The sequence below is a fragment of the Herbaspirillum sp. CAH-3 genome, assembly GCF_009668275.1.
In the GTDB taxonomy this organism is placed as follows: Bacteria; Pseudomonadota; Gammaproteobacteria; order Burkholderiales; family Burkholderiaceae_D; genus Herbaspirillum; species Herbaspirillum aquaticum.
In genome coordinates, this window is the sequence record NZ_VSWE01000008.1 from 258,849 (window position 1) to 284,603 (window position 25,755).

The 25,755-nt window shown below is 61.0% G+C and carries 21 protein-coding genes; 4 read left to right on the plus strand and 17 right to left on the minus strand.

Annotated elements, in window-relative coordinates; translation table 11 throughout:
• Window positions 1-147: 147 nt before the first annotated feature.
• Window positions 148-1,641 carry an EAL domain-containing protein gene (locus FYB76_RS12455; protein ID WP_154133836.1) on the plus strand — a complete coding sequence of 498 codons (1,494 nt, stop codon included), beginning with the start codon at window positions 148-150 and terminating at the stop codon, window positions 1,639-1,641.
• A 64-nt stretch (window positions 1,642-1,705) separates the two neighbouring features.
• On the opposite strand, the gene FYB76_RS12460 is transcribed toward FYB76_RS12455, so the two are convergent.
• Window positions 1,706-2,779, minus strand: a complete 1,074-nt coding sequence (locus tag FYB76_RS12460) for an IS3 family transposase (RefSeq protein WP_195724628.1) — start codon at window positions 2,777-2,779, stop codon at window positions 1,706-1,708.
• Window positions 2,780-3,118: 339 nt separating this feature from the next.
• Here FYB76_RS12460 and FYB76_RS12465 point away from each other — a divergent pair, with 339 nt between their 5' ends.
• Window positions 3,119-3,979, plus strand: a complete 861-nt coding sequence (locus FYB76_RS12465; RefSeq protein WP_154133837.1) for a hypothetical protein — start codon at window positions 3,119-3,121, stop codon at window positions 3,977-3,979.
• 2 nt (window positions 3,980-3,981) lie between these two features.
• On the plus strand, window positions 3,982-6,189 hold the full coding sequence (locus FYB76_RS12470; RefSeq protein WP_154133838.1) for a UvrD-helicase domain-containing protein: 2,208 nt from the start codon (window positions 3,982-3,984) through the stop codon (window positions 6,187-6,189).
• A 287-nt stretch (window positions 6,190-6,476) separates the two neighbouring features.
• Here FYB76_RS12470 and FYB76_RS12475 read toward each other — a convergent pair whose 3' ends face one another.
• The 10 genes from FYB76_RS12475 to FYB76_RS12520 form a co-directional block, all read right to left on the minus strand.
• The gene (locus tag FYB76_RS12475; RefSeq protein ID WP_154133839.1) at window positions 6,477-7,442 is read right to left on the minus strand and encodes an NAD-dependent epimerase/dehydratase family protein; all 966 of its coding nucleotides are present in this window, start codon (window positions 7,440-7,442) and stop codon (window positions 6,477-6,479) included.
• On the minus strand, window positions 7,439-8,422 hold the full coding sequence (locus tag FYB76_RS12480; protein ID WP_154133840.1) for a fumarylacetoacetate hydrolase family protein: 984 nt from the start codon (window positions 8,420-8,422) through the stop codon (window positions 7,439-7,441). The genes FYB76_RS12475 and FYB76_RS12480 overlap by 4 nt, the downstream gene beginning before the upstream one ends.
• A gap of 3 nt (window positions 8,423-8,425) precedes the next feature.
• On the minus strand, window positions 8,426-9,007 hold the full coding sequence (locus FYB76_RS12485; RefSeq protein ID WP_154133863.1) for a cupin domain-containing protein: 582 nt from the start codon (window positions 9,005-9,007) through the stop codon (window positions 8,426-8,428).
• A 66-nt stretch (window positions 9,008-9,073) separates the two neighbouring features.
• The gene (locus tag FYB76_RS12490) at window positions 9,074-9,889 is read right to left on the minus strand and encodes a cyclase family protein (RefSeq protein WP_154133841.1); all 816 of its coding nucleotides are present in this window, start codon (window positions 9,887-9,889) and stop codon (window positions 9,074-9,076) included.
• Window positions 9,886-11,040 carry an MFS transporter gene (locus tag FYB76_RS12495; RefSeq protein ID WP_154133842.1) on the minus strand — a complete coding sequence of 385 codons (1,155 nt, stop codon included), beginning with the start codon at window positions 11,038-11,040 and terminating at the stop codon, window positions 9,886-9,888. Before FYB76_RS12495 ends, FYB76_RS12490 begins: the two co-directional genes overlap by 4 nt.
• Before the next feature lie 91 nt (window positions 11,041-11,131).
• On the minus strand, window positions 11,132-12,262 hold the full coding sequence (locus FYB76_RS12500; RefSeq protein WP_154133843.1) for an FAD-dependent oxidoreductase: 1,131 nt from the start codon (window positions 12,260-12,262) through the stop codon (window positions 11,132-11,134).
• Window positions 12,259-12,630, minus strand: a complete 372-nt coding sequence (locus tag FYB76_RS12505; RefSeq protein WP_088755381.1) for a Rieske (2Fe-2S) protein — start codon at window positions 12,628-12,630, stop codon at window positions 12,259-12,261. Before FYB76_RS12505 ends, FYB76_RS12500 begins: the two co-directional genes overlap by 4 nt.
• A gap of 20 nt (window positions 12,631-12,650) precedes the next feature.
• Window positions 12,651-13,577, minus strand: coding sequence for a VOC family protein (locus FYB76_RS12510; RefSeq protein ID WP_088755382.1), 927 nt, complete (start codon window positions 13,575-13,577; stop codon window positions 12,651-12,653).
• 47 nt (window positions 13,578-13,624) lie between these two features.
• Window positions 13,625-14,785 (minus strand): S9 family peptidase, encoded by a 1,161-nt coding sequence (locus tag FYB76_RS12515; RefSeq protein WP_088755383.1) that lies wholly within the window; start codon window positions 14,783-14,785, stop codon window positions 13,625-13,627.
• Between the two features lie 49 nt (window positions 14,786-14,834).
• Window positions 14,835-15,689 (minus strand): transporter, encoded by an 855-nt coding sequence (locus FYB76_RS12520; RefSeq protein WP_154133844.1) that lies wholly within the window; start codon window positions 15,687-15,689, stop codon window positions 14,835-14,837.
• Window positions 15,690-16,054: 365 nt separating this feature from the next.
• On the opposite strand from FYB76_RS12520, the gene FYB76_RS12525 reads away from it, so the two are divergent.
• Window positions 16,055-16,975: a LysR family transcriptional regulator gene (locus FYB76_RS12525; RefSeq protein WP_088755385.1), complete on the plus strand. Its 921-nt coding sequence runs from the start codon at window positions 16,055-16,057 to the stop codon at window positions 16,973-16,975.
• Between the two features lie 159 nt (window positions 16,976-17,134).
• Here FYB76_RS12525 and FYB76_RS12530 read toward each other — a convergent pair whose 3' ends face one another.
• The 6 genes from FYB76_RS12530 to FYB76_RS12555 all read right to left on the minus strand — a co-directional run bounded on the left by FYB76_RS12530 (window position 17,135) and on the right by FYB76_RS12555 (window position 25,420).
• Window positions 17,135-19,519 carry a TonB-dependent receptor gene (locus FYB76_RS12530; protein WP_154133845.1) on the minus strand — a complete coding sequence of 795 codons (2,385 nt, stop codon included), beginning with the start codon at window positions 19,517-19,519 and terminating at the stop codon, window positions 17,135-17,137.
• Window positions 19,520-19,624: 105 nt separating this feature from the next.
• A complete protein-coding gene (locus tag FYB76_RS12535; RefSeq protein ID WP_154133846.1) occupies window positions 19,625-20,608 on the minus strand; it encodes a FecR domain-containing protein in 984 nt (327 codons plus the stop codon).
• Entirely contained in the window at window positions 20,598-21,110 is a 513-nt protein-coding gene (locus FYB76_RS12540) for a sigma-70 family RNA polymerase sigma factor (RefSeq protein ID WP_088755388.1), read from the minus strand. Before FYB76_RS12540 ends, FYB76_RS12535 begins: the two co-directional genes overlap by 11 nt.
• Window positions 21,111-21,280: 170 nt before the next feature.
• Window positions 21,281-22,426 carry a branched-chain amino acid ABC transporter substrate-binding protein gene (locus tag FYB76_RS12545; protein WP_088755389.1) on the minus strand — a complete coding sequence of 382 codons (1,146 nt, stop codon included), beginning with the start codon at window positions 22,424-22,426 and terminating at the stop codon, window positions 21,281-21,283.
• Between the two features lie 625 nt (window positions 22,427-23,051).
• A complete protein-coding gene (locus FYB76_RS12550; RefSeq protein WP_154133847.1) occupies window positions 23,052-25,163 on the minus strand; it encodes a TonB-dependent siderophore receptor in 2,112 nt (703 codons plus the stop codon).
• 41 nt (window positions 25,164-25,204) lie between these two features.
• Window positions 25,205-25,420, minus strand: a complete 216-nt coding sequence (locus FYB76_RS12555) for a hypothetical protein (protein WP_154133848.1) — start codon at window positions 25,418-25,420, stop codon at window positions 25,205-25,207.
• Window positions 25,421-25,755 lie beyond the last annotated feature (335 nt).

Below are 25,755 nucleotides of genomic sequence, written 5' to 3' on the forward strand. Positions count from 1 at the left end.
CGCAAAACAATGGCCAACGAAAAAAACCGAATAAGGAGACTCGGTTTTAAATTAAGCTTGCGCGAAATAATTACTTTCTGAGCAATGAACCGCAAAGTCTTCCGGCGCGTTTCCTCCTGGAAAATTCTTCTCTGGGCCTGCAGCAGCATGGCTGGAGGAGTCATCCTGGCACAGCTTGCGCTGAACGCAGCGGAGATTCGTCATATCGACGCCTCGTCGATGCAGGCGCTGCAGCGTGCGGAAGATGCCGGCCGCGCCACCGTCGATGCGCTGCGCCGGGCCGAAGCCAGTCCCTTCGAGATGTGCTCGGAGGGTGACCTTACCATCCTGCGCAACATCACCTATGCCAACAGCTATGTCGCCGACCTGGGCCGCATCGAGCAAGGCGTGGTGCGCTGTACGGCGCTGTGGGGCAAGCTGGACAGGGTCACCCGCCTGCCTGAACCGCATTACCGCCCGCGCGGCGGATTCAGCGTGTGGAGCCACCAGGAAGTCCTGCAGACGCATTACCAGAGCAACCTGGTCGCGCTCAATCACAGCCTGGCCATTGCCTCGCCGTCGACCTTCGATCTCAATCGCTTCTACCAGGATGTCTCCCTGCGCATCACCAACGGCAGCGGCACGCACACCTATGCCGAGCGCGCCGGCCTGCGCTACAACCCCTCGGGCGCCATCGAACTGCTGCCGGCCATCGACATCACCGAATGCAGCCCCGACATGGGGCTGTGCGCGCAGGCCACGGCACACCTGCACTGGTTTGCGCTGGCCCATCCCTTGAGTTTCTTCGCGCTGATGGCGGGCAGTTTCTTGCTGGGTGCGCTGGCCTACCTGCTGTACCTGCGCCTGCGCCGCAACCAGGGCGTGCTGGAAAAGCTGCGCGAGGGGATTGCCAATGACGAGATCGTGCTGCTGTACCAGCCCATCGTTTGCGTGCGCGACTTGAGCCTGAAGGGTTATGAAGCGCTGGCGCGCTGGCGCCCGGCCGACGAGCCCGAGATCGGCCCGGACATCTTCGTGCCGCTGGCCGCGCAGAACCGGCTCAGCACGGCGCTGGCCAAGGTGGTGCTGGCACGGGCGCTGCGCGAGATGCAGGATCTGCTGCAGGCCGATCCGGCGCTGATGCTGGCGGTCAATACCGAGGTCGCCGACATCGAGGATACCGACTTCATCGAGTTCGCGCTGGACCTGACGGCGGCCACGCCGGGCCTGCGTCCGCAATTGCACCTGGAAGTCACCGAGCGCGCCGACATTCGTTCGGCCACCTTCACACAGAACATCGAGCTGTTGCGCAAGGCGGGCTTTGCGATCTGGATCGATGACTTTGGGACCGGCAGCGCCAATCTGTCGCATCTGTCCTATGCGCAGTTCGACGGCATCAAGATCGACCGGCTCTTCACCAGCGCCTTGAGCACCGGATCACCGCTGCGCTCGGTGGTCCCCAACCTGCTGCGCCTGGCCAACGAGCTGGAGCTGAAGGTGGTCATCGAGGGCATCGAGACGGAAGAGCAATTGCAGCTCATTCGCAGCATTGCGCCGCAGATCCATGCGCAGGGATGGCTGTTCAGCAAGGCGATGGAATTGAGCGAAGTGCTGCAGCAGCGGGAGCCTTATACGCTGGAGGAGTTTGGGTTGGCGGCGTGAGTTACTAGGGAAAATGGTGATAGGCGGACGCCTTGCTGTAATGACCCAGCGAAACCTGCTCACCTCAAGCAGCTAAAGCAAACGCCTCAGCTGGTGTCTTCATGCCCAGCGCCTGATGCGGCCGGCGGTGGTTATAGAAGCCAATCCAGTCACCAATGATGCGACTGGCGTGCTGCAATGTTTCGAAGCGATGTCGATGAGCGCACTGCTCCTTCAGGGTTCTGATGACGCGTTCGACCATGCCATTCTGCTGCGGGCAATGCGGCGTGATGAACTCCTGCTGCAGCCCGTAACTACGGACCAACGCTGTGTAACTACGGCTGGTGAACACTAGCCCATTGTCGGACCTCAGCAAGAACGGCGCCGTCACGCGCCCCAGCGAACCATAACGCGCGATCAGTGCTTGCTCCAAGGCCGACTCTGCCGTCTTCGACCTGCCCGAACGCGACAGATGCCAGCCCAGTAATTCCCGCGTGTGGCAATCAATTACCAGGGCCAACACCGCCCAGCCATCGCGTCCTGTCCAGATCCGACACAGATCAGTAGCCCAGCGCTGGTCTGGTCCTGTGGCTACCGACGGCAAGGCTTTCACCCTGGGACGGAAACCAATAGGTCGCTTCTTAACCTGCCAGCCTTTGTGCTGGAAGATCCGCTGCACCGTGTTCTTGTTGAACCCGAGCAGGCCCGCTACCGTGCGATAGCCGAAGGACGGCTCTTCCAGGATCATCTTGCGAATAGGTTCGGCGAAGCGCTCCTGTACCTTGGGCTCGGCCTTCACAGGCTTGTAGTAAGCGCTGCGCCTGGCAATCCCAAACCACGCACATATCTTGCTGACAGCCACATCGAAACCGTCTTGTTTGAGTCCCTGGCGGATGGTCTCGATTACTTGTCTTCCTCGCCCAACAGAAACGCCAAATTTCTTTCTGGCGCGCAGCTCCAGCATGGCTTCTCCGTAGGCTTCTTGGAGCTCCTTGAGTTGCCGCTCGTACTGTTCTCTCACATCCAGCGGCTTGGCACGCAGGGCGTTCTCCATCCCTTTGCGGCCTTCATCGACCCATGCTTCGATCTCTGAAGGCGGGATATCAAACGACCGGCTAGCCTCGGCTACCGTCGTCTTTCCCTGGATGATCTCCAACACCAGCGCGGCTTTGTGCTTGCTGCCCGACGCTTAAATTCCTCTTCCATGACCTTGCTCATTCGGATTTCCTTTTAAGATTAACTACTGAGCAGGTTTTCAGTGGGTCATTACAGCAGTTCCGGGGCGATTCATCTCTTATTTCGTTACCGCCGAATTTTCTATCTGATTATGCCTAATTGACCAGTTAAAAGAATCGTTAATCGAGACCATCCACTTAACTAATTAATACGTTTACTTTTGACTATATAAAAATAAATAATCTGTTTCATGAATTAATTAATTCATCAACGTGTAAGATTATATGCACGTTTTGGCTACGATTTTCATCTAGAGAAAAACATGACCAGCTTTTTTGCCCATATAGAAGACACGGATGATATTCGTCAGGGCGACATAATCCGCAAAATTAATACAAGAACAGGTGCCGCAGAGAAGCTAGGGATAGTTATTACGGCTGATTGCGATATCGCTCAAAAGAAGGCTGGAGAGCGCTACACATGGCTCGAAGTCTTACCTATGAAAGCCTATATTGAAGGCCCTTGGGCACAAGAACAGCTGCGTAAATTATCAGAAAAGCGGTCCAAGGGAATATGTGATCAGCTCAACGGCCAACTGCGCCAGCAATATCCGCACTTGAAGGCGCTGACAAATGAGTCGCTAGCCCAATGGCTCCGCAACAGAAGCGCCAAAGAAATATTAACAAAGATCACAGGCGAGCCGACTAGAGAAGACAGTAAGCAGTTCCGTGATCTCCAAGGCTTTGCGCTTACCACAATTGACGAGTCTCACACTGCCTTCAGCAGGCTGAAAGAAGCTTGGACACTCTTCGGATTTGAAGAAAGAAAGCAACAGGAGACCGTACGCAATGCTTTTAAGGATGGCGGTGGTTTTCAAGACTATTTCGTTCTTCCTGAGTTACCAAAAGAAGCTGGTCTAGGCTACGTTGTTCTGCTTCGTTCAATGTGGACCATTATGGCTGCTGAGTTGTACCTTACCGAGCAAGACGCTCGTATTAATGATCGTCCAGATGCTTTCCATCGTTTAGGGCGTCTTAACGATGGCATCCGTTTCTCAATTACCCAGAAGTTAGCATTCCTCTTTTCTAGAATTGGGATGCCGACGACGTTCGAATCCGCCTGTGAAACCGCTGCTGAAGTGACTACAGAGGAATTTTTCAAGAAAAACGCGCATAAGGCATGACCATGACGAAGAATATTGCTGCGGTTGTACTCGACAAAAAAGCTGTGAATATCCTAGACCGAGCATTTGTAGAAGATGCTTGGCTACAAAAATTCGAAGTACCGCAGAATGCTGATGGACTGCGTCGCGTGGAATCGAGCGATATCGTCTACTTGCTTTCAGAAGATGCAGATCTAGACGACGGCTATTTGGTAATCAACACCGCAGTCTTCTCACCATTACAAGAACTGAGTAAGCCTCGAATTGCATTTGAGCGAATAATTCGAGTTGCTTTGCGTCACTTCGATCGGAGTATTGCGATTCCGATTCCTTGGCAGGCATACCATAGCGGTTCCCGGCTTTCCGTATTTGCTCAAGCTGCCAGAGATTCAAAACAACGAATTTACTTCGACCAATCCCCAGATGGCAGCGGTAATCTCTACTCATTCGCCGTAACAAGCAATCCTGAAGATCTTGACGGTGTACCGAAGGATGAAGATCTTTATAAGCGGGCTGTAGAAGGTATCTGCGATGCCCTGTTAGCCGACTCTCCACTTGCCCCCCCAGTTGGCAACTTTGGTGTTCTACTATCCGAGCCGTTAGGCGTGAGACTAGCGGGCTCTGGTACTTTGTCCGAATGGTACGAGCAAAGATTGAATCGTGAACAACGCGCATTTGTTGATCGTCCACACGACCGACCTGTTCGCCTGCGTGGGGCTGCTGGCACGGGAAAAACGCAATCAATGGTCGTGAAGTGTCTACATGATATGTATGCGGATCCAGACAGCGACAAGACTTTTGCTTTTTTGACTCACAGTTCAGCGTTAGCTCATACGGTCGTGCGCGGTATGCTTCACGCACTGGACCCAAATGAGAGATGGACGTCTATGATGACTCCATCAGGGCGTCCAAAACTGTGGATCGGCACAATTTATGAGCTTGCGCAAGAGAAGCTAGGGTACGACAAAAAAGGGCTCGAGCCATTATCTCTGGATGGCCGTGAAGGTAGAGAATACCAACGGGTTCTGATCGAAGAGGCTATTAATCAGGTTTTAGTGTCCCCTGAAATAGTGATGGACCACTTTCCTGGCTGCCAGGATTTCGAGAAGCGTTTAACTAATAGAGCCAATGATCCGTCGCTCATTGACGAACTCATGAATGAATTCGCCTGTGTACTTGATCTTGAGGCTATCAAAAAGGATACCCACGAGGCGAACCGCTATGCTCGCGGATCCAGAGAGCCTTGGCAGATGGTTTTACCAACCGAAGCCCACCGTCGCGTGGTTTTAGAAATACATGATGTCTATCGAGCAAAGCTTCGCTTAGCAAAGATGCTGGGCATGGATCAGATGATTGCCGACTTCGGGCGTTATCTCGGGACACATGAATGGGGCGCACTACGCGAGCGAGACGGATTTGATCTAGTTTTTGTAGATGAATATCACTATTTCACGCGTGCCGAGGCGATGTTGCTCCACAACCTATTTAAACCACGGGCTCAAGTTAGCGGCCGTTGGCCTCTGCTTATGGCCTACGATATCAAGCAAGGGACCAACGACGTAGCCTTAAGTGGAAGTATGGAGAAATTCCGAAATCCCGGTGTTGGCGAATCAGCGCTGTCTGAACTTAAGCAGGTCTATCGATCGACGCCTCAGATTACGGCATTCCTCAGAGATTTGGACGCTTGTTTCCCAGCGATGGACCTTGAAGGAGAATACGCAACCTACGTGGCAGAGTCGCAACAAGAGGAAGGTGACACTCCAACACTTACTGTATTCGCAACTGACCTGGAGTTGGTTGATAGCGTATTTGAGCAAGCCATCCGTATGGCACGCGACATTGATGGCGGTGGTAGCCAGGTAGCCGTTCTATGCCTGAACGAGACACTGTTTGACAAAATTTACTCTGCAGGTCGTGTACGTGACAAGTTTGTACCGATAACAACGCGTGAAGACCTCAAGGAGTTGCGCTATGCACGGAACAAATGCGTTTTCAGCATGCCGGAGTTCGTCGCTGGACTGCAATTCCACACCGTATTCCTAATTCATGTCGATGGTGCAGATTACGACGAAGATCAAGGGCAAGGAACCCGTAGACGCTATGTTTCGCGCGTCTATCTTGGTGCGAGCCGTGCAGCCCGAAAAATACTGTTGCTAAGTTCAAAAGAGCACGGTGGTCCAAGTCAATTGCTCGACACACTGCTAGCCAACCAGACTTTAAGACTTAGATAGAGCTTTCTGAGGCTGTGTGCATCGGCAGGCGTTACAAACCAGAGGAAAAGCACATCTCACTCGAGATTCCAATATGTTCTATCAATATTGGAATCTCGCATCACAGTTTGCGGATCATTTCCCTGCACCGGCAAATGATTCGCCGCAGGCTTACTTGTTACCGAAGGAATCAATGATGCGTATTAGGATGAGATAAATGATGTCCTGACCTGCGGCAGTAATTAGTGGAAAATCAGGCAGCCACCGTCGTCATGCTCGGAGGTCCAGCAGATAGTCCGGCCGGAATATCAGGAAAGATCACACAACGCCTGGCGCACCAGCTCCGCCGCCGTCCCGTCATCACGCAAGCCAAGCCGGCGCGCGATGCGGTCATCGAGTACCGGATAGCGTCCAAACACCGCTTCCACCGGCTCTTGCGGGGCATAGCGCACGAGCGCACGTCCTTCCACGCCAAACAAGGCCGAGAGCGTGTCGACCACTTCCTGCATGGACAGCCGCAACACCGGCAAGGCCCAGGTGCGCTCCATGTGGCCTTGCGTATCGAGCATCGGATCCATGGTGGCCGCATGCAGCAGGTTCTCCGCACAACGTTGTGCCGACATCCACCACGCAGTAGCCTGCGGCCCTACGGGCAAGGTCACCGATTTCCGCGCCGCCAGCGCATGCAACAGCTCGCTCATGAAAGCCGAGACCAATCCCGAGGCGGCACGCGGACGCGCCACGATGCCCGGCAAGCGCAGCGAACGGCCATCCAGCACGCCACGGCGCGTGGCGTCGGCCAGCAGGATTTCGCAAGCCCGTTTGTGCGCGCCATAGATCAGGGCCGGCCGCGTGGGCGTGGCCGGGGTGACCGGGTCCGGCAGGGGCGTGCCATACACGGCGATGGTGCTGGCATACACCACCACCGGGGGCGCACTGCCCCTTGTCCTGCCTTCGGCCAGCAAGTTGAACAGATCGAGCGTGGCATCCAGGTTGACGCGGCGACTCAAGGCCGGATCGGCTTCTGCCGCACCACCCGGCACCGCTGCCAGGTGAAAGCAGAGATCGGCACCGAACTGTGCCAGGCGCGACTGCACCTGCGCGTCCTGCAATTCGCCCTCGATGCGTTCGACGGAATCGGGCAGCGCAGGCAATGTGCGGTCCATCGCCGCCAGCCGCGTAATACGTTGCGGGCCGACCTGCCCCACCTGCTGCAGCAGCTGCAGCAGGGTCGCGCCGATGAAGCCGCCCGCGCCGGTGACCAGGACCCTCATGCTGCCCGCACCACGCGCTGCTGCACGATGCCGAAGGGGCCGGGACGGCCATCCTCGTAATACGCCTGCATGCGCACCTCATCACCGAAATGCATGAAGCCGGTGCGGATCTCGCCCTGGTCGATCTTCTCGATCACGCGCCGCTCGGCGATGCAGGCTGATCCAGCTGCGCGCGCCACATTGGAGACCGTACCCGAGCCGATGATGCAGCCCGCCGTGAGACGCCGGCTGTGCGCCGCATGGGCAATGAGCTGGCCAAAGGAAAAATTCATTTCGCCGCCGTGCGGCTCGCCAAAGCGCGCGCCATTCCATTGCACCTGCAAGCGCATCTGTACGCGGCCATCGCGCCAGGCATCGCCCAGTTCATCGGGCGTGACGGCAATCGGCGCAAATGCCGTGGAGGGCTTGGCTTGCAGGAAGCCGAAACCGGTCTTCATCTCATGCGGGCCAAGTGCGCGCAGGCTCCAGTCATTGAGCTGCACTACCAGGCGCACGGCCTGCAGGGCCTCTTGCGCGCTCGCACCCATGGCGACCGGACCGACCACCACGCCGAACTCGCCTTCGAAGTCGATGCCTTCGGCTTCCGAGCGCAGCGGCACGTCCTGATGCGGTCCGAGGAAGTCATCACTGGCCCCCTGGTACATCACGGGCACGGTATCGAAATACGGAATCGGCGGCGTCTTGAAGGCTTCTTCCATCAAGCGTCCGTGATTGAGGAAGGCAGAGGCGTCCAGCCATTGCGGGGCGCGCGGCAGCGGCGCCATGCACAGCTGCGCATCGAAGGCGATGGCACCGTCGGCCCGGCCGGCATTGAGGGCCTCATAACGTTCGGACAGTGCGGGCTTGACCTCGTCCCAGCGTGCCAGCGCATCGATGAGGGTGCGCGCAACCTGCGGCACCGGCAAGGCAGTGGTGGCATTGCGCGCGACCAATACCAGCGCGCCATCAGGCGTGCCGTCGCGCAGGGTGGCGAACTTCATGGCTTACGCTCCCTCGGCCAGTTGGGCGGCAATGGCCGGGTCATACTCGCCATCGACCAGGATGAACAGCATGCGGCAGGGCTTGCCCGAACGATTGGCCCAGGCGTGATTGGTGCCACGCTGCACGACCACACTGCCAGGCTTCAGGGCGACTTCACCGCGGTCCAGTACCAGGGTCATCTCTCCTTCAATGACGATGCCATAGTCCACCGATTCGGTACGGTGCATCAGCGGATGCGGCGAGTCGGCCTGCATGGTGGAGGCCGAGGCTTCGCCGATCTGGCTGAAGGCCTCCTGCATCTTGCTGTTGGCGCTGGCGAGGAATTCTTCGGTATCAGGCGGGATGTCCACGAAGCGCATGCGCGTACCACGCTCCGGAGGAGACAGCACCAGTGCGCCCAGGCTGGGATCAACGCCATTGTCCACCCGCGCGGGCGTGGCGCTGGTGCTCCAGACTTCATGGAAGAGCGTGCCGGGAATGGCGGCCACCTCCACCACGGTCGGCAGCGGACCGTCGCTGCTGACGATGGATCGGCCTTGCGCATCGTGACCGGTGACGACGCGGTGAATCGGGGGAAAGGACATCATGGGCTCCATTGAATCGCTTGCATTGCGTGAATCTGCTGATGGCTGCCGGTCTGGCAGCGGCCATCAGGCTTCGTCGAAGATCGCTACCGCCCGTGTCCAGCCGGCACTGGCACCACGGATCTTGTGCGGGAAGCAGCTGATGGTGAAACCGTGCGCCGGCAGGGCTTCGAGGTTGTGCAGTTTCTCCAGGTGGCAGTAGCCGATGTCGCGGCCGGCCTTGTGGCCTTCCCAGATCAGGGACTTGTCGCCGGTCTCGGCCACCCGTTGCGCGGTATAGGAGAACGGTGCATCCCAGCTCCAGGCATCGGTGCCGGTCAGGCGCACGCCGCGTTCGAGCAGGTACATGGTGGCTTCGTAACCCATGCCGCATCCGGCACCGAGATAGTCGCGGTGACCATAGCGGGAGCCGGCGCGGGTATTGACCACAACGATGTCGAGCGGCTGCAGCATATGGCCGATGCGTTTGAGTTCGGCTTCCACATCGGCAGCGGTGGCCACATAGCCATCGGGGAAATGACGGAAGTCCAGTTTCACGCCGGCCTGGAAGCACCATTCCAGCGGCACTTCATCGATGGTGATGGAGGGGCGCGCGCCGCCATTCCTGGCATCTTGCGTGGAATGGAAATGCCAGGGTGCATCCAGATGCGTGCCGTTGTGCGTGGTCAGCGTGACCCATTCGGCCGCTGCGGCTTCGCCATCGGGATAATCCTCGGGCCGGGTGCCGGGCAGCATGGCCATGAATTCGGGCAGGGTGTCGGCGTGCTTCTGGTAGGTGATCTTCGGGGCCAGCGGGGGCGGGTCGGAGAGCACGTCGTTTTCGAGATAGATGGACAGGTCGACGAAACGATGACGGCGACGCGTCTGCAGGGATGCGGTCATGCCAGGGCCTCTTGGGGTTGAACGGCGACTGCACGCGGCAGCCGCGAGAAACAGATCGATGCCCCCACGCCCAGCGCCACCGCCACCGGACCCAGGCTGCCATAACCCCAGCCCTGCACCAGCGTGCCGCCGAGGATGGGGCCGATGGCCGCCCCCGTCATCAGCATGGCGGGCGTGGCGGCCATGGCGCGGCCGCTGCGGTCCAGGCGTGCCATGAGGCCGAAGGCGAAGGTGTGCGTGAAGATCATCACGGCAGCAAAGACGGAGGCCGCTGCCGCATAAGGTGCAAAACGCAACGAACTCATGATCACCACCACCAGCAGCGCCTGCACCAGGGGACCGGCCATGAGCACGCTGCGGGCGGGCAGACGCTTCTCCAGCAAAGCGGCCAGCGGCGCGGGCAGCAGGTTGACGAAGCCCAGCGCGATGAGCACACCGGTGACCGCTTCCAGCCCGAAGCCGCGATCACTGCCCACGCGCTCCAGGAAACTGAAGGTCATCGATTGCACCAGGCCCATGCAGGCGATACCGGCGATGCCGTACCAGACCTGGCGCGGCACCGGTTCGCGCGGCGCAGCCACGCGCGGCAGGCCGTCAGTCTCTGCACGGGGAAACGCTAGCGCACAAGCCAGCGCGCCCATGGCCATCACACCCGCGAAGAGATAAAACAAGGCTGGACCACCGACGCTGGCAATGATCGGCGGCGCACTGCCCAGGAACAGGATGGCGAACACGCCCAGGGCGATGCCGACCAGCGCAAAGCCGCGATGCGGATTGCTGCCCCGCGCGATGGTGCCATGCGTGACACTGAGCGAAAGCCCGGTGGTGACGCCGCAGGCCGCATGCAGCAAGGCCAGCAGCAGGTAGTGCTGGGTCTGGGCCGCCACCGCGAACAGCAGGGCTGAGAGGCCGAAGCCGATGGCCGCCTTCCAGCGTGCCGTCTCGGGATCGAAGCGCGGTGCCAGCACGGCGCTGGCCAGTACCGCGCCGCCCAGGAAGAGCGAGGCCAACAGGCCAGCCTGGCGGGCATCGAAGTGGTAATGCGCCACCAGCGTGCCAACCCAGACCGGCAGCGCGACCAGGTCGATCATGCCGGCGCAGTGCGCCAGCATCAGCGCAGCCAGGGCGCGCTTGGAATAGGTCGTGATCATCTTGTCTCCTCGCGTCGTACGCAGAATGCAGAGTGCAGGTTGCAGGTTGCAGAAGCGTTAATCGTTTATATTTTTTATATTGTTTAAAAAATCAGATCGGCTGGACCAGTGCCGCGTGCGATTCGCGCATGATGCGCGAGTGCTCGTCCTTGTCGCCGCCCTCGACCTCGATCTCGCCCAGCCGGGCCGAGTTCTCCACCACCATGCGGCAACGTTCCCAGCGACGTTCCTCGAAGGCCGACAAGGCCAGCGGCACGCTGCCGTTGCGTGCGAGTTCGTCGGCCAGCACCAGCGCATCCTCGATGCCGATGCAGGCACCGGAGGCCAGGTGCGGCGTGGTGGCATGCACGGCATCACCGATGAGCACAACGCGGCCCTGATACCACGGACGCGGCAGTAGCAAGCCTTCCAGAGGGCGGAAGATGATGCGGGCGTTGTCGCCGAGCTGGTCGCGGATGGTCTTGAGGACCGGGGCGCTGAAGTCTTCCAGCAGCCCGCGCAGGCGCGCCACGAAGGTGGCCGGATCGACGTGGTCGTTGACCGGACGCGGCTCGGTGACGAAGAGGTACATCTCGTCTTTCGACACCGGATTGACGCCCGGCTTGATCTTTGGCCCCATCCACATCGTGCAGGTGGTGATCTCCGCCGGACGAGGCAGGACGGCACGCCATACGGCCTGGCCGCTGTAGCGCGGCTTGGGCGCATTGGGGAAGAGATGGGCACGCAGCTTGGAATAGAGGCCATCGGCACCGATCACCAGGTCGTAGCGGCGGGTCTGGCCATCGGTGAAGTCGACCTCGACCTCGTCGCCGATCTCGCGCAGGGCGGTGAAGGTACACCCCAGGCGCACATCGGTGCCCGATGCGCGGGTAGCATCAGCCAGGATACGGGCCAGTACCGGACGCAGGATGGCACCGCCGCCGGGTACGTCGGGCGCGGCCAGGCGCGGCGTGGGCAGCTCGGCGATCTGCGGGCCATGCGGCAGGCACAGGCGCACACCGTCACCGGCCGCGCCTTCGCGCAGGAAGGCATCGAGCACCCCGAGTTGCTTCAGGGCCCGCAGCGTGGCCGGGCCGAGGCTGATGCCGGCACCATAGTTGCGCCACTGGGGATCGAGTTCCACCAGGTCGACCTGGGCGCCACGGCGGCGCAGGTCGATGGCGGCCGATGCGCCGGAAAAACCGCCGCCGATGATGAGGATGCGTTGGGCTGCGAGTGTCATGGTGTCTCCTGAATCTTTTTCTTGATGAGTTGATCGTCTTCGCCGGCGGCCAGGTGCAGGCCGCCGTCGTCATCGATGCGCAGCGCCACCGGCGTGAGCGAGTCGCCCAGGCAAGGCCCGAGCGTGCACACGCCGGTGAGCGGATCGAACAATGCGCCATGGGCGGCACAGACCACATGCTGCCCGCTGGCATCGAGGTAGGCATCGCGCCGCCATGGCAACGGTGTGCCGTGGTGCGGGCAGCTGTCAACCCAGGCCCGCACCTGGTCGCCCCGGCGCAGCAGGAAAATGGTGGCCTGCCCTGCCCCGCCGGTATCGAAACCGCGCGCGCCGTCGTCGGGCAATTGGGTGACATGGCACAAATACATGGCGTGTGCTCCCGCTTGGCTCAGTGTGCAGCGCCCGGTGGCGGCGGGCCGCTCGGCGCCCACTTCTCGCGGTACTGGAACAGGAACAATTGCGAGGCATCGGCTCCCATCGGCACTTCGCGAGCGGCCCACTGATCGTCGTGCAGGTCCATGTCGGCGTCGTATTCGACGTGGCAGCCCAGCGGCGAATTGAAATACCAGAACCAGTTGCTGCCGAAGCGATGGCGGCCCGGCCCCCAGAAGCTCTGGTAACCCTTCTCGACGAAACGGGTGCCGGCCAGCAGCACCTCGGTCGGGCCGCCCATGTGGAAGGTGAAATGTTCGCAGCCTTTCATGAAGGGCGGCGTCTGGATCATGAAGAGCGTGTGGTGATCCAGGGTCCCGGCCGGACGCAGGAAGGGGCCCACACCGGTGAAGCGGTCGGTGCAGACGAAGCCCAGGCGCTGGTAGAAAGCCTCGGCCTTGGCGGCATCGGGCACGAAATACACCACGTGCGACAGCGTGCGCGGCAGGGCTTGGTCCTCTGCCGGCAGGCCCAGCTGGTTCGGTGCGCGCTGGGCATCGCCGGGACCGTTGACGCGTTCCGATTTCATGTCCAGCGCACGGCGCACGGTGACCTGGAAGGCCAGTGCAAAGCCCATGTCGTCCACGCTGCGTACCACGCCATCGCGGCGGCTGACTTCGCGGTCGCGGCGCAGTTCGGTTTCGATGGCATCCAGGGTGGCCACGTCGGCCACGCCATAGACGGTTTCGCGCAGCAGGCTGGCGGTACCCATGGCGGCCGGCAGCGTGGCGTCGTCCTTGGCGCGCAGCACGATGGCGGTGCCGTCGAGGGCTTCGTAACGATCGTTACCAGCATCCTTGAGGCCATAGTCGAGCAGGTACTGGCGGCAGGCGGGCAGGTCCTCCACGCCAAAGACCAGGGCATCGGGTCCAATGATGTTCATGCGGTTTTCCTTGTGATTGACTCGGTATTGCGTTGGCGCCATGCGCCTCAGCGCTTGGTGCGGCCGCCCAGGGTTTCGGCCACCCAGTCGGCGATGACGTGGCCGGCGTTGATGGAATTGTCGAAGCTGGCATGCTGCGCGCCGCCTTCGCGGTCGGTGAAGACCTTCAATTCGCGCTTGGGGCTGTTGACCAGTTGTTCGTAGGTACGGTGTGCCCACTTCAGGGGAATCTGCGTGTCCTTCTCGCCGTGGGTGACCAGGAAGGGCACGCGGATCTTCTCGACCACGCCATCCAGGTGCACGTCCTCGGCGATGCGCATGAAGTCGTCGACATCCTTGGCACCCCATACCCAGCAGACGTGCTGCCAGTAATGCGGCACGGGGAAATCGCCCTCTTTTTCCAGGCGCTTTTTCTGTACGTCGCGCCAGTCGTGATTGGCACCCCACACCACGCCACAGGCAAAGCGCGGCTCCATGGCCACCACGCGCGGGCAGTAGTAGCCGCCCAGCGAGACGCCTTCACAGCCGATGCGGCTGGCATCGACGTCGTCGCGCTGTTCCAGCCAATCCACCACGTGGCGCGCCCAGTGCTCGGCATCGAAACGCGCAGTCATGCCATGCAGGCGCAGGGCTTCGCCGGTGCCGGGCTGGTCGATCACCAGCGACGAGACGCCGCGCTCGGCCAGCCAGCCGGGCAGGCCGACCAGGTATTTCATTTCCTTGGTCGAATCCAGGCCATTGAGCTGGACCAGGATCGGGGCAGGCCCCTGCACATTGTTGGCGCGGGTATAAAGGCCCGAGATGACCTTGCCTTCATAAGGAATTTCGACGCGCTCGCAGTTGTCACCAGCCAGCGTGATGCCACGCTGGAATACTTCCAGGAAGCGGCGATACAACTCCAGGCGGCCCGGTGCGCCGTGACCCTGCAGGCGTTCGCAGGTCAGCAGGTAGCTGGCTGCGCGCTTGTACTTGGTCCCGGCCGAGAGCAGCCGGCCGCGCGCTTCATCCTCGGCGGCCAGGCTGCAGAGCTTTTCTGCCATGTCCGCCCAGGTGGCGCGGAAGGCGGCGGTGCCTTCGGCGTCAGGCTGTTTGGCCGCCTCTTGCAGGGGCGCGCACATGGCTTCGATTTCGCCGATGCGCGCGCCCATCTCGATGGCGAGATCGACGGAAAGATTCCAGACATAGTTCGTCGGGAAATAACGGAACATGGTGTAACTCCTTTGATGATGAGTGATACGGATGAGCGGCTGCGTTGACTCAGTGCCGGCCGCCCATCCACAGCGGCATGGCGAAGTTGATCCAGATGGCATCGCTCTTGGCCGTGTTGGCGGCGTACAAGCCGCGCTGCACGTTCATGTTGATGCTGTAGGTACCGGCGTTGTAGGCCACGGTCGGGCCCATGGCAAAGCTGCGCGTACGGTTGCCGGTGATGTCGGTGCCGTTCTGGCGGTCATCGGTGAACTGGTTCAGGTAGGAACCGGTGACGCCGACTTTCCACTTGCCGAAGTTCCAGCCACCGATGAAGTCCGCCACGTAGGCCGTGCCGGAGCGGTAATTGGTATCGCTGTTCTTGTCGTTGAAGAGCAGACGGTTGGAGATGCCCAGGTCCAGCCCGTTTGGATCGTTGTGGCGGATCGCCAGCACCGGCTGGTAGGAGGTGTAGCCGACCGCCACGCTGGTGCGCTTGGGATCGTAGGAACCGGTCTTGAGGGCGAAGTCGAAGCCGAACGTGACATTGGTATGCGCGGCCACGTCCCAGCGCAGCAGCAGCGGGGTGACGGTGACGTTGGAGAGGCCGTTGTGGTTCTCGCCGTGGCCCATCACTTCGCTATGCAGCGAGACCACCGGCAACACCAGTTGCGAATAGACCTTGGCACCCATCCACTCCACGCCATAGGAAGCCAAGAGGCGCGTGGTGGCCGAGAACACGTCGGTCTTGAAGGGGATGGGGCGCTTGTTGCCCTTGTTGTCGTACAGGCCGTCGGCACTGCTGTAGTTGAACTGCTCTACCGCGAACAGGCCCGGGATGGGCGGCAGCGCGGCGATGTATTCACTGGTGGACCCGGTGGGGAATGGCGAAACGCCACCTTCGAAGGCTTGCGCGGATTGCATGCTGGCGCTCCCGAGTACGGCTGCAACGGCCAGGACGGCACGATACCCCAGCCGCCGGGCTGGTACTGTTCCTCTCTTCACTTCTGTCTCCTTGTCTCCTACCCTGCCTGGCTGGTTGTGTCGCCGTCGCGGCGTCTTGTCGGGGCCAGGCTGAACAATGGCGCAGGGCGCCACCGGCTTGCCGCGCCGACCTTTTCTTGGGTGTTTCTGCGAGGACGTGCAGCGGATGTGTGAAGGTTAAGGTCGAGGTTGATATTGATCAAATGGATTGTTTTGATTCATGATATGGGCGGGATCAATACCTGACCGCGCCCCGCAATCCTTGCCCAAAAGAAAGGCCGGCACCCGACAACGGAGACTCATCCATGCGCTTCAACAAGCTCGACCTCAACCTGCTGGTCGCGCTCGACGCGCTGCTGACCGAACTCAACATCAGCCGCGCCGCCGAGAAGATCCACCTGAGCCAGTCCGCCATGAGCAATGCGCTGGCGCGCCTGCGCGACTATTTCGATGACGAATTGCTGATCCAGGTCGGCCGCCGCATGGAAGCCACACCGCGTGCCGAGGTGCTGCGCGATGCGGTCAATGACGTACTGCGGCGCATCGAAGGATCGATCGCTGCCAAACCGGCTTTCGTCCCGCAGGAGTCGCAGCGCGAGTTCCGCATCTCGGTCTCGGATTTCAGCCTGAATGTACTGATTCCGCGCGTGATCGCACGGGCCCATGCCGAGGGGCCGCAGATTCGCTTTGCGCTGATGCCGCAGGTGCAGGATCCGACCCGTTCGCTGGATCGCGCGGAAGTGGACTTGCTGGTGCTGCCACAGGAATTCTGTACGCCCGATCATCCTGCGGAGGAAGTCTTCCGCGAACGCCACGTCTGCGTGGTGTGGCGCGACAGCCCGCTGGCCAAGGGCAAGCTCACGCTGGAGCGCTACATGGAGGCCGGCCATGTGGTCATGGTGCCGCCGGGTGCCAATGCCTCATCGGTGGAAGCGTGGATGGCCAACAAGCTGGGATTTGAGCGGCGGGTGGAGATCACCAGCTTCAGCTTCGCCTCCTGCGTGGCGCTGGTGCAGGGGACCGACCGCATCGCCACCGTGCATGGACGGCTGGCGCGCAAGCTGGCCACGCAATTGCCGGTCGTGCTCAAGGAAAGCCCGCTGCCGCTGGCGGAGATGCACCAGATGATGCAGTGGCATCGCTATCGCACCAATGATCCGGGCATCGAATGGTTGCGGCACGTGTTCCTGGAAAGTGCGCGCGAGATGGACAAGAAGGCGGCCTGATCAGAACATGACGGATTCGTCATGTTCTGATTTTCCCATTCTTGAAATCCTTTAAATCATTTAAATCATTTATATAAAACAGGCGTCTCTACACAAAAAAACGCCCTGCCACCTTTCAATGGCAGGGCGTTGCTTACGCACGCGATCTGTGTGACCGGATCAGAAATCAACCTGCGCCGACAGCACCAGCGTACGGCCCGATGAGGTGCCGACGTAACCGTTCTGCATCAGCCAGTAATTCTTGTCGAACAGGTTCTCGATGTTGGCGCGATAGGTCACGACCTGCCCTGCCGCCCGGGTGATATAGCGCGCACCGATATCGACGCGGGTCCATCCCGGCACCTTGAGCTTGTTCTCGTTGCTGTACCACATCGAACCTGTGCGGGTGACACGGGTATTCAAGGCCAGGCCCTGCAGCCAGGGTGCATCCCAATCCAGTCCCAGGTTGAAGTTGCTGTTGGGGATGGCACCGACATCCTTGCCGTCATTGGTGCCATTGTCGGTGTGGTACTGCTTGGCATCGAAGAAGGTGCCGCTGGCATTGAAGCGCAGTCCGCGCTGCAGTTCGCCATAGGCCGCCAGTTCCAGTCCGCGCACGCGATTGCGGCCATCCTGGGTGGTGGTACTCACGCCATTGACCAGCGTGGTGCTGGAATTGGCCTGCTCGATCTGGAAGACGGCCGCCGTGGTGGTGATACGGCCCCAGTCGATTTTCGCCCCCGTTTCCACCTGCTTGGACTTGTAGGGCGGGAAGAGCTGGTTGGGATTGCCGTCGCTGGCCGAAGTGAAACCGCCGGCACTGAGGGCCGCCGTGTAGTTGGCATACAGGGAGACGTTCTGCACCGGCTTGACGACCACGCCCAGCACCGGCGAGATGGCCGTCTTGTTGGAGGTCTGCGTGGCATCGGCCAGGCTGTGCGAATAGACCTGCTGGCGGCGCAGCCCGGCGGTGATGCGCAGGCGGTCATCGGCCAGCGACAGGGTATCGGTCAGCGCCACGCTGGTCAGGCGGATCTGGCTTTGCGGCGTGGGCGCGCCGCGTGCACCGGTCACCGTGGGCAAGGCGACCGGACGATACAGGTTGGAGGTGACGTTGCTGCTCTGGGAGAGGAAGAAGTAATCCGTCTGCTGATCCAGCATGTTCACGCCCAGCATCACGGTGTGCTTGATGCCAGCGGTGTTGAAGCGCGCACGCATACCTACATCGGCCGACGTGGAAACCACCTTCTGGTCATAGTAGCCATTGGAAAGCGCTGCGGTATCGCCGGCTGCATTGAGGATGGTGGCGCTGGGCCAGCTCTGGGCGGAACTGGCCACGTGATAGCCCACGGCACCATAGGCGGTCAGCTGGTCGTTGATGTCGTATTCCAGGCGGGTGGCCACGGCCTTGTCGTCGGACTGCAGGGTGGTGCCGGGATAGAGATTGGTCTTGCCCGAGGGCGCATCCGGCATCACCAGGCTGCTGATGCTGAATTGCGGACGGAAGTTGCGGGCATCCTCATGCTGGGTGTAGGCATCCAGGCTCCAGCGCACGCGGCCGCCGTTGTAGTCGAGCCCGACCGAGCCCATGCTCTGCTGCTGATTGCTGCCGGAGAGCCCCGTGTTGCCATCGGCATAGAGCGCGTTCACGCGGATGCCCCACTCCTGCTGCTCACCGAAGCGGCGGCCCAGGTCGGCCTTCAATCCGAACTGTGAATTGGAGAGATACGTGGCCGTGACGCTGGAGATCGGATCTTCATGCGCACGCTTGGGAATCAGGTTGACCGCCCCGCCCACGCCGCCGGCCGGGCCCATGCCATACATCAGCGTGCCCGGTCCCTTGAGCACTTCGATGCGCTCGACCATGGAGATGGGCATGCGCGTGAGCGGCACCATGCCATAGAGGCCATTGAAGGCCACGTCATTGGCCGACATGGTGAAGCCGCGAATCTGGTAGCTGTCGCCGAAGCCGCCATTGCCGTTGGTGTTGCGCACCGAGGCATCGTTGGCGATGACGTCGCCGATGGCACGCGCCTGCACATCCTCGATGCCTTGCGAGGTGTAGTTGGTGGTGCTGAAGGGTGTGTCCATGACGCTGGCCGTGCCCAGCACGCCCAGGCTGCCACCGCGTGCGACCAGTCCACCTGCATAGGGGGCGGTCGGATCGGCGCTTTCGGTGATGGTGACGGTGGGCAGGACGGCATTGGCATTGCTGCCGGTGGCGGCCGCCGGTGCGGCCACCGTGTAGCCGCCGTCGGCATTGCGGATGGCTTGCAGCGGTGTGCCGTTGAGCAGCGCGGCAAATCCTTCGTCGACCGTATAACGACCGGCGAGGCCCGCACTCTGGCGATCGCGCGTGATGGCCGGATCGAAGGAGAGCAGCACGCCGGCACGGCGGGCAAAGCTGTTGAGGCTTTGGTCGAGGGGACCAGCGGGGATGTCGTAGGCCTGGCGCTGGGCATCGGTGGCTTGCGCCTGGACAGCGGCCATGGGGCTGGCAAAGGCGGCCAGGATGGCCAGTCGGGACAGGGTCGGGCGCGAGGGGAAGCGGGTTCGGGTTGTCATGGATGTCGTTCGGTGGTGAGCTTCAGAGGGCTTGCTACTGGTAGACCGAACGAGATTCCGAAACCTGCAGAAAATATTTAAAAAATTTTTAGACCAATGCCACCCTCAGGGGGAGGCCCGCGGCCGCAGGGTGACCCAGTACTCCGTGAAGGAATCCACCCGCACCGGCAAGGTCCGCGCGATGGCCGCCAGGATGCGTGCCGGCTGGTCGAGCGGGAACACGCCCGAGATGGTCAGGTCGGCCACCGCCGGATCGCAGCGCAGCTTGCCGGGGAGATAGCGATCCAGTTCGGCCACCAGTTGGCCCAGCGGCATGCGGTCGGCCACGATGACGCCCTCGGTCCAGGCGATGGCCTCTTCATTGGCGGCAGAGAGGCGGCCCACCAGCCCTTGCGCATCGAACAGACCCTCACGCCCGGCATCCACGCGTATCGGCGCATTCTCATTTTGCGAACGAAATTCGACCGCACCCTCATAAACGGCAAGGCGCATGCCCTCCTCCGCATCGCGCAGCCGGAAGCGGGTGCCCAGTGCGCGCGCCTGGCCCAGCCGGGTCTGCACGAGGAAGGGGCGAGAGGGAACGCGCTCTTCATGCCCCGTGGAGATGAGCACTTCGCCGCGATGCAGGCGGACGAGGCGCTGCTGTTCGTCAAGACTGACATCCACCGCAGTGGCACTGTTGAGTTGCAGCACGGTGCCATCGGCGAGCGTCACCCGGCGCCGCTCGCCGGTGCGGGTCGAGTAGCCGGCCATCCAGGCCTGCCAGGGCGTCCATCGGGCCGCGCTGGACGCCAGCAACCCCGTGCCCGTCAACACGCACAAGGTCTTGATGGCAAAGCGGCGGTTGTTGCGTGCGCGGGTGGGGCTGGCGCCGATGCTGCCGTGGGCCAGCGCGCGCGGCAAGCTGCCCACACGTTCGCTCAGCGACTGCAGGCGCTGCCACGCCAGCTCGTGCTGCGGCTGTTCGGCACGCCAGCGGCGGCAGGCCTCGTGGTCATGATCGGTGGCGCTGCCCGATTGCAGCCGCACCATCCAGTCGATGGCGGCCATGACCACGTCATCGCCCGGGACTGCGGTCTCAGCTGCCATAGTGCAGCCGGTAGCAAGCGGTGAAGGCGCGCTTCATGTATTGCTGCACCGAACTGAGCGACACCTCCAGCCGCGCCGCGATCTCGGCATAGGCCAGGCCATCGAGCTGGGACAGCAGGAAGGCACTGCGTACCTTGGGCGGCAAGCCGGCCAGCATGGCGTCGACTTCGTTGAGGGTTTCCAGCACCAGCAACTGGGCTTCGGGCGAAGGCAGGTGCTCGGGCGGCATCTGCGCAAGCATTTCCAGGAAGGCGGCTTCCAGCGCGCAGCGGCGGAAATGGTCGATCATCAGGCCGCGCGCGATGGTGGCCAGCAGCGTGCGCACTTCATCGAGATAGAAATCGCGGCGCGAGACCATCATGCGCACGAAGGTATCCTGCGCCAGGTCGGCGGCCAGTTCGGCGTTGTCGGTACGGCGGCGCAGCCAGCCCAGCAGCCACCGGTGATGCCCGGTGTAGAGGCCAGCAATGTCGTGAGCACGGGAAGGAGCGAGGTCGGCCATGACCGCAAGATGTAATGAGAACGTGTCTCATTATAATCTGGAAATGACGCGGCGGGTCGATGCGGTTTGGGGACGATATGAAACAAAAAGCCCCGGCACGAAGGCCGGGGCTTGTCACTGCTGCTCCCTACGGAACCGCGAAGGTCCCGGAGGTGAAGCTTGATGTCAAATTACTTGACCACGCTCAGCAGGGTACGCTTGCCGCCCTTGTAGGTGTACAGGGTCAGGGTGCCGTTCAGGATGTCGCCCTTGGCGTCGAAGGCGATTTCACCGGTCACGCCCTTGTGCTTGATCTTGGCCAGAACCGGCAGGTAGACCTTGGGGTCGGACGAGCCGGCTTGTTTCATGGCGTCAGCCAGGGTCATCAGCGCATCGTAGGTGTACGGTGCGTAGATCACGACGTCCTGGTTGAACTTCTTCTTGTAGGCAGCCTTGAAGTCTTCCAGCGGCTTCTTGCCTGCTTCGGTCACGCCACCGGCTTCGGCGCAGACCACTTCGCTGTCCTTCAGGCCAGCACCGGCCAGGCTCGGCAGTTCGGTGGTGCAGATACCGTCACCGCCCATGAACTTGGCAGCCACACCCAGCTGATCCATCTGGCGCAGCATCGGGCCGGCCACGGCATCCATGCCGCCGAAGAAGACCAGGTCAGGCTTCTTGGACTTGACCGAGGTCAGGATGGCGTTGAAGTCGGTAGCCTTGTCGGTGGTGTACTGGGTGGCCACGATGGTGGCACCGGCAGCCAGGGCGCTCTTGCGGAATTCTTCAGCCACGCCTTGACCGTAGGCAGTGCGGTCGTCGATGACGGCCACGTTCTTGCCCTTGAGTTCATTGACGGCATAACGGCCCAGGACGCCACCGAGCTGGCCATCGTTGGCCACCACGCGGAAGGCGGTGTTGAAGCCTTGCTGGGTGTACTTGGGGTTGGTTGCCGAGGGCGAGATCTGCGGGATGCCGGCGTCGTAGTAGATCTTGGAGGCCGGGATGGTGGTACCGGAGTTCATGTGGCCAACCACGCCCTTGACCTTGGCATCGACCAGGGCCTGGGCCACGGTGGTGGCTTGCTTCGGATCGGAAGCGTCATCCTGCGGGACCAGCTGGAAGGTGACCTTCTTGCCGCCGATCTCGAAGCCCTTGGCATTGAGTTCGTCCACGGCCATGCGGGCGCCGTTTTCGTTGTCCTTGCCGATGTGTGCATTGGGACCGGTCAGAGGAGCGACGTGACCGATCTTGATGACTTCTTGTGCTTGCGCTGCCCCTGCAAACGAGAACGCTGCCACCAGTGCCGTAGCGACAGGAATCATTTTGATTTTTTGCATGAATTGCTCCTATTACTTCCAATGAAAGATTGAAAACGCAGTTCGTTGTGCCATTTGTTATGTGTGCTGACCGAACCTGACCACCGTGTGGACGGCAACCCGGTCGGAAAACACCGCAGCGCCTCCCAGTCGCTGACCGGTTCTTGCTTGCGGACTCTGCTACAGCAAAAAACGAGCCATGCCTGTGGGCATCCCGACTCGGGCGCTCTCCCGCCGCTCATCGCCGCTAAAAAAGGGACGGAGCCACAGCAGGCAAGCGGCCCGGTCAAAGCCCCAGGCCAGGCGGGGCCGTTCCTCCAATGCACTGCCCCGCCGGGCAGAATACACCGTAATGGTGCGGCTGGGAGAGCGAGTTCCATGCCAACGCTGCGCTTCATTCATATCGCACGTTTTATGCACTTTTTTGAATCAGGATGCGAAGGAGCGCACCAATAAGGGCGGGGAAACAGAAGAAAACTGCAGTTGTAACGAGGCTGGCCCGGGGAGCCAGCCTCATTTTTACGAGGAAATTCCCGTAATGCGAGAATTTTTCTTCACCTGCCCCCGGATGCAGGGCCAGCCTTGTGGAAGGAGCAGGTGAACGACGGGAGCGGTAATTGACGAGCGATTTCGCTCGGCCCGAAGCTCAGAATGCGTAACGCCCCTGCACATAGATCGTCCGCGGCGCGCCGACCAGTTTGCCCAGATTGCCATCGACGGTACGAGTGAAGTAGCGCCGGTCCATCAGGTTGTTGACGCCCGCGGTGAGGTCCAGCCCCTTCTTGCCCGGCACCTTCCAGCTCGCCTGCGCATTCCACAGACGCACGCCGGGGATTTCCCCGATGCTGCCGTCGGCGCTTTCGGCGAGGGTGTTGGCTTCATCGGCAAACTGCCGGCCCTGGTGCGTCGTCGACAGGTTCAGGGCCCAGGGACCGGATTGCAGGCGCACCCCGAGCGTATCGGTCGTGCGGGCGTAGAACGGCAAGTCCTTGCCCGGATTGCTGCCCGACTTCTGCAGCGCCCGCGTGTAGGTGTAGTTGGCGAAGACCGACCAGCCTTTCAGGGGGCTGTCCTGGTCGAAGGCATAGTCCATCGCCAACTCCACGCCATCATGCTGGGTCCTGCCGATGTTGCGGAAGACGTTGGGCGTCGTTCCCTGCACCGAGACGATCTGGTTGTCAAAATTGATGTGGAACATCGTCGCCTCGGCCGAGGCTTGCGCACTCTTCCACCGCACGCCCCCTTCCATCGTCCTGGCCAGTTCGGGCGACAGCGGATGGGCGGAGGACATGGTGTTGAGCTGCGAATTCTGCACCACGCCGAACGAGGTGTTGTAGTTGCTGAACAGGGTCAGCTGCTCGGTGAGCAGGTAGGCGAGGTTGATCGAGGGCAGGAGCTTGTCGTTGGCCACCTCGTAGGGCGTCTTCTTGCCCGTTTCGTAGCGGCTCGACTGCACCTGTTCGAAACGCAGGCCCGGCGTGATGCGCCATTTGCCCAACGCGATCTTGTCGTCGATGTAGGCGGCATGGGCATCGGTGCTGTTCTGGAACCGGGTGAATCCGCTCAACACGCCGGTGCGAACCGCTTCGTTGTAGATATTGTCGTCCCCGCGCTCGCGGATGGTGCGGTAGCCGACGGTGACATCATGCGTGGTGCTGCCCCAGGCGAAGCGCTGCGTGTAGCGGGGCTCGATGCCCAGCGTTTCGTAGTTGCGCGGCTGATGCGACAGGCGCACGCCGGTCGCGTTGATCAAGCTGCTCTGCCGGGTCGCCTGGTTGAAGTAGGTGCGGACCTCCAGCTCCTGATGGTCCGACAGCGTATTGAGGTAGCCGACGTCGAAGCCTTTGCGGGTGCCGCTCCAGTTGTCGCGCAGGCGGGTATTCTGGAACGGATCGGCGGCGTACTGAGCGGTGCTCAGGCCGCCCGGGGTGCGGCTCATCACGTCGTAGTAATTGAGCTTGGCATAGAGCTCGGCACTCGCTGAAATTTCGTAGCGCATCTTCAGCGCAAAATCGTTGAGGTGCTCATCGCTCTTGTCGCGCCATCCGCTGCCGTCCTGGCCCGAATACAGGAAGGCCATGCCCAGTCCATTGTCGCCCTGGCCGCCGGCGAAGGCGGTGTACTGCGCATTGCCGCCGCCCTTGCCGTAGCTGTTGTAGCGCACGGAAGCATCCCCCGAGATACCCTCGCTTGCCGGAATGGAGCGCGTCTTGAAATTGATGATGCCGCCCACGTTCTGCGGGCCGAAGCGCACTGCACCGCCACCACGGATGACGTCGATCGATTCGATGTTGTTCAGGCTCAGTGGTGCGAACGAAAGCTGGGGCTGGCCGTAGGGTGCCACCGACAAGGGGATGCCATCGAGCAGGACGGTGGAACGTGGCGAAAAGCGCCCGGTCAGGCCGCGCACGCCGATATTCAAGGAAATGGCGCTGCCGGACGTACCGGCGCTGTCACTGGACTGCACGCCCGGAATGCGGCGCATCACTTCGCCGATGCTGATGGCGCCGGTGCTGTCGATGTCCTGCTTCCTGACCACGGTGCGGGCGCCGGGATAGGTCTTCACGCTGCTCTCCAGCCCGGTGCCGAGCCAGTCGCTGCTGACCTGGATCGGCTCCAGCGCGGCCTGCCCGGCGGGCGCGGCGGACTGTTGCGCCACGCTTGGCAAGTGGAAACCGAGCGCCACCAGCGAAACCAGGATGGAGGTGGCGATACGCATATCGCGTGCAGGGTTGAAAGGGGCCTGATTGGTCTTCATTATTTTTCGGTCCAATAAAAATACTGGCGAACCTCCGCCGTTCATTGCTGATAAAAAAAGGCTCTTCCGGACTGATCCAAAAGAGCCGAAATAATAATGATTCGCATTCTATTTTTTACGAATTCCGAGGCGTGCCTGTGTTTTTCTCCATTGACCTCGAATATTTTTGAGTGCCGGTGCGCAGCCCCGGCACGGAAACACGCCAATTGACGTTTGCCATCCAAACCTGCAGTCACGCTCATTGATTCGTAAGGCATTTTCTCTCCCGTCGCCAAATTAGCGCACGACCCTTTGACATCCAAGTGCTCATTTTCATGCTGTATTGCCACCTATCCTTGCAATTTCCTAAAGTCGTATGCCCTTGCTGTTGAATCGCCCTAACATCTGCCCCAGTTTCCCCTCGGAAATTTTCACCCTAAGCTACCCCATGTGAGACCACAACCCAGCTCATTACAGCCTACGGAATGTTGAATTGCATTTAAATCTGACCCACTTTCCTCGGAAATTTGCATCCTAAGTTGACCCATGTTTAGACCACAATCCTGCTCATGATAGCGAGCGGGAGAACGGAGTGATAAACGTGGCCCTACTT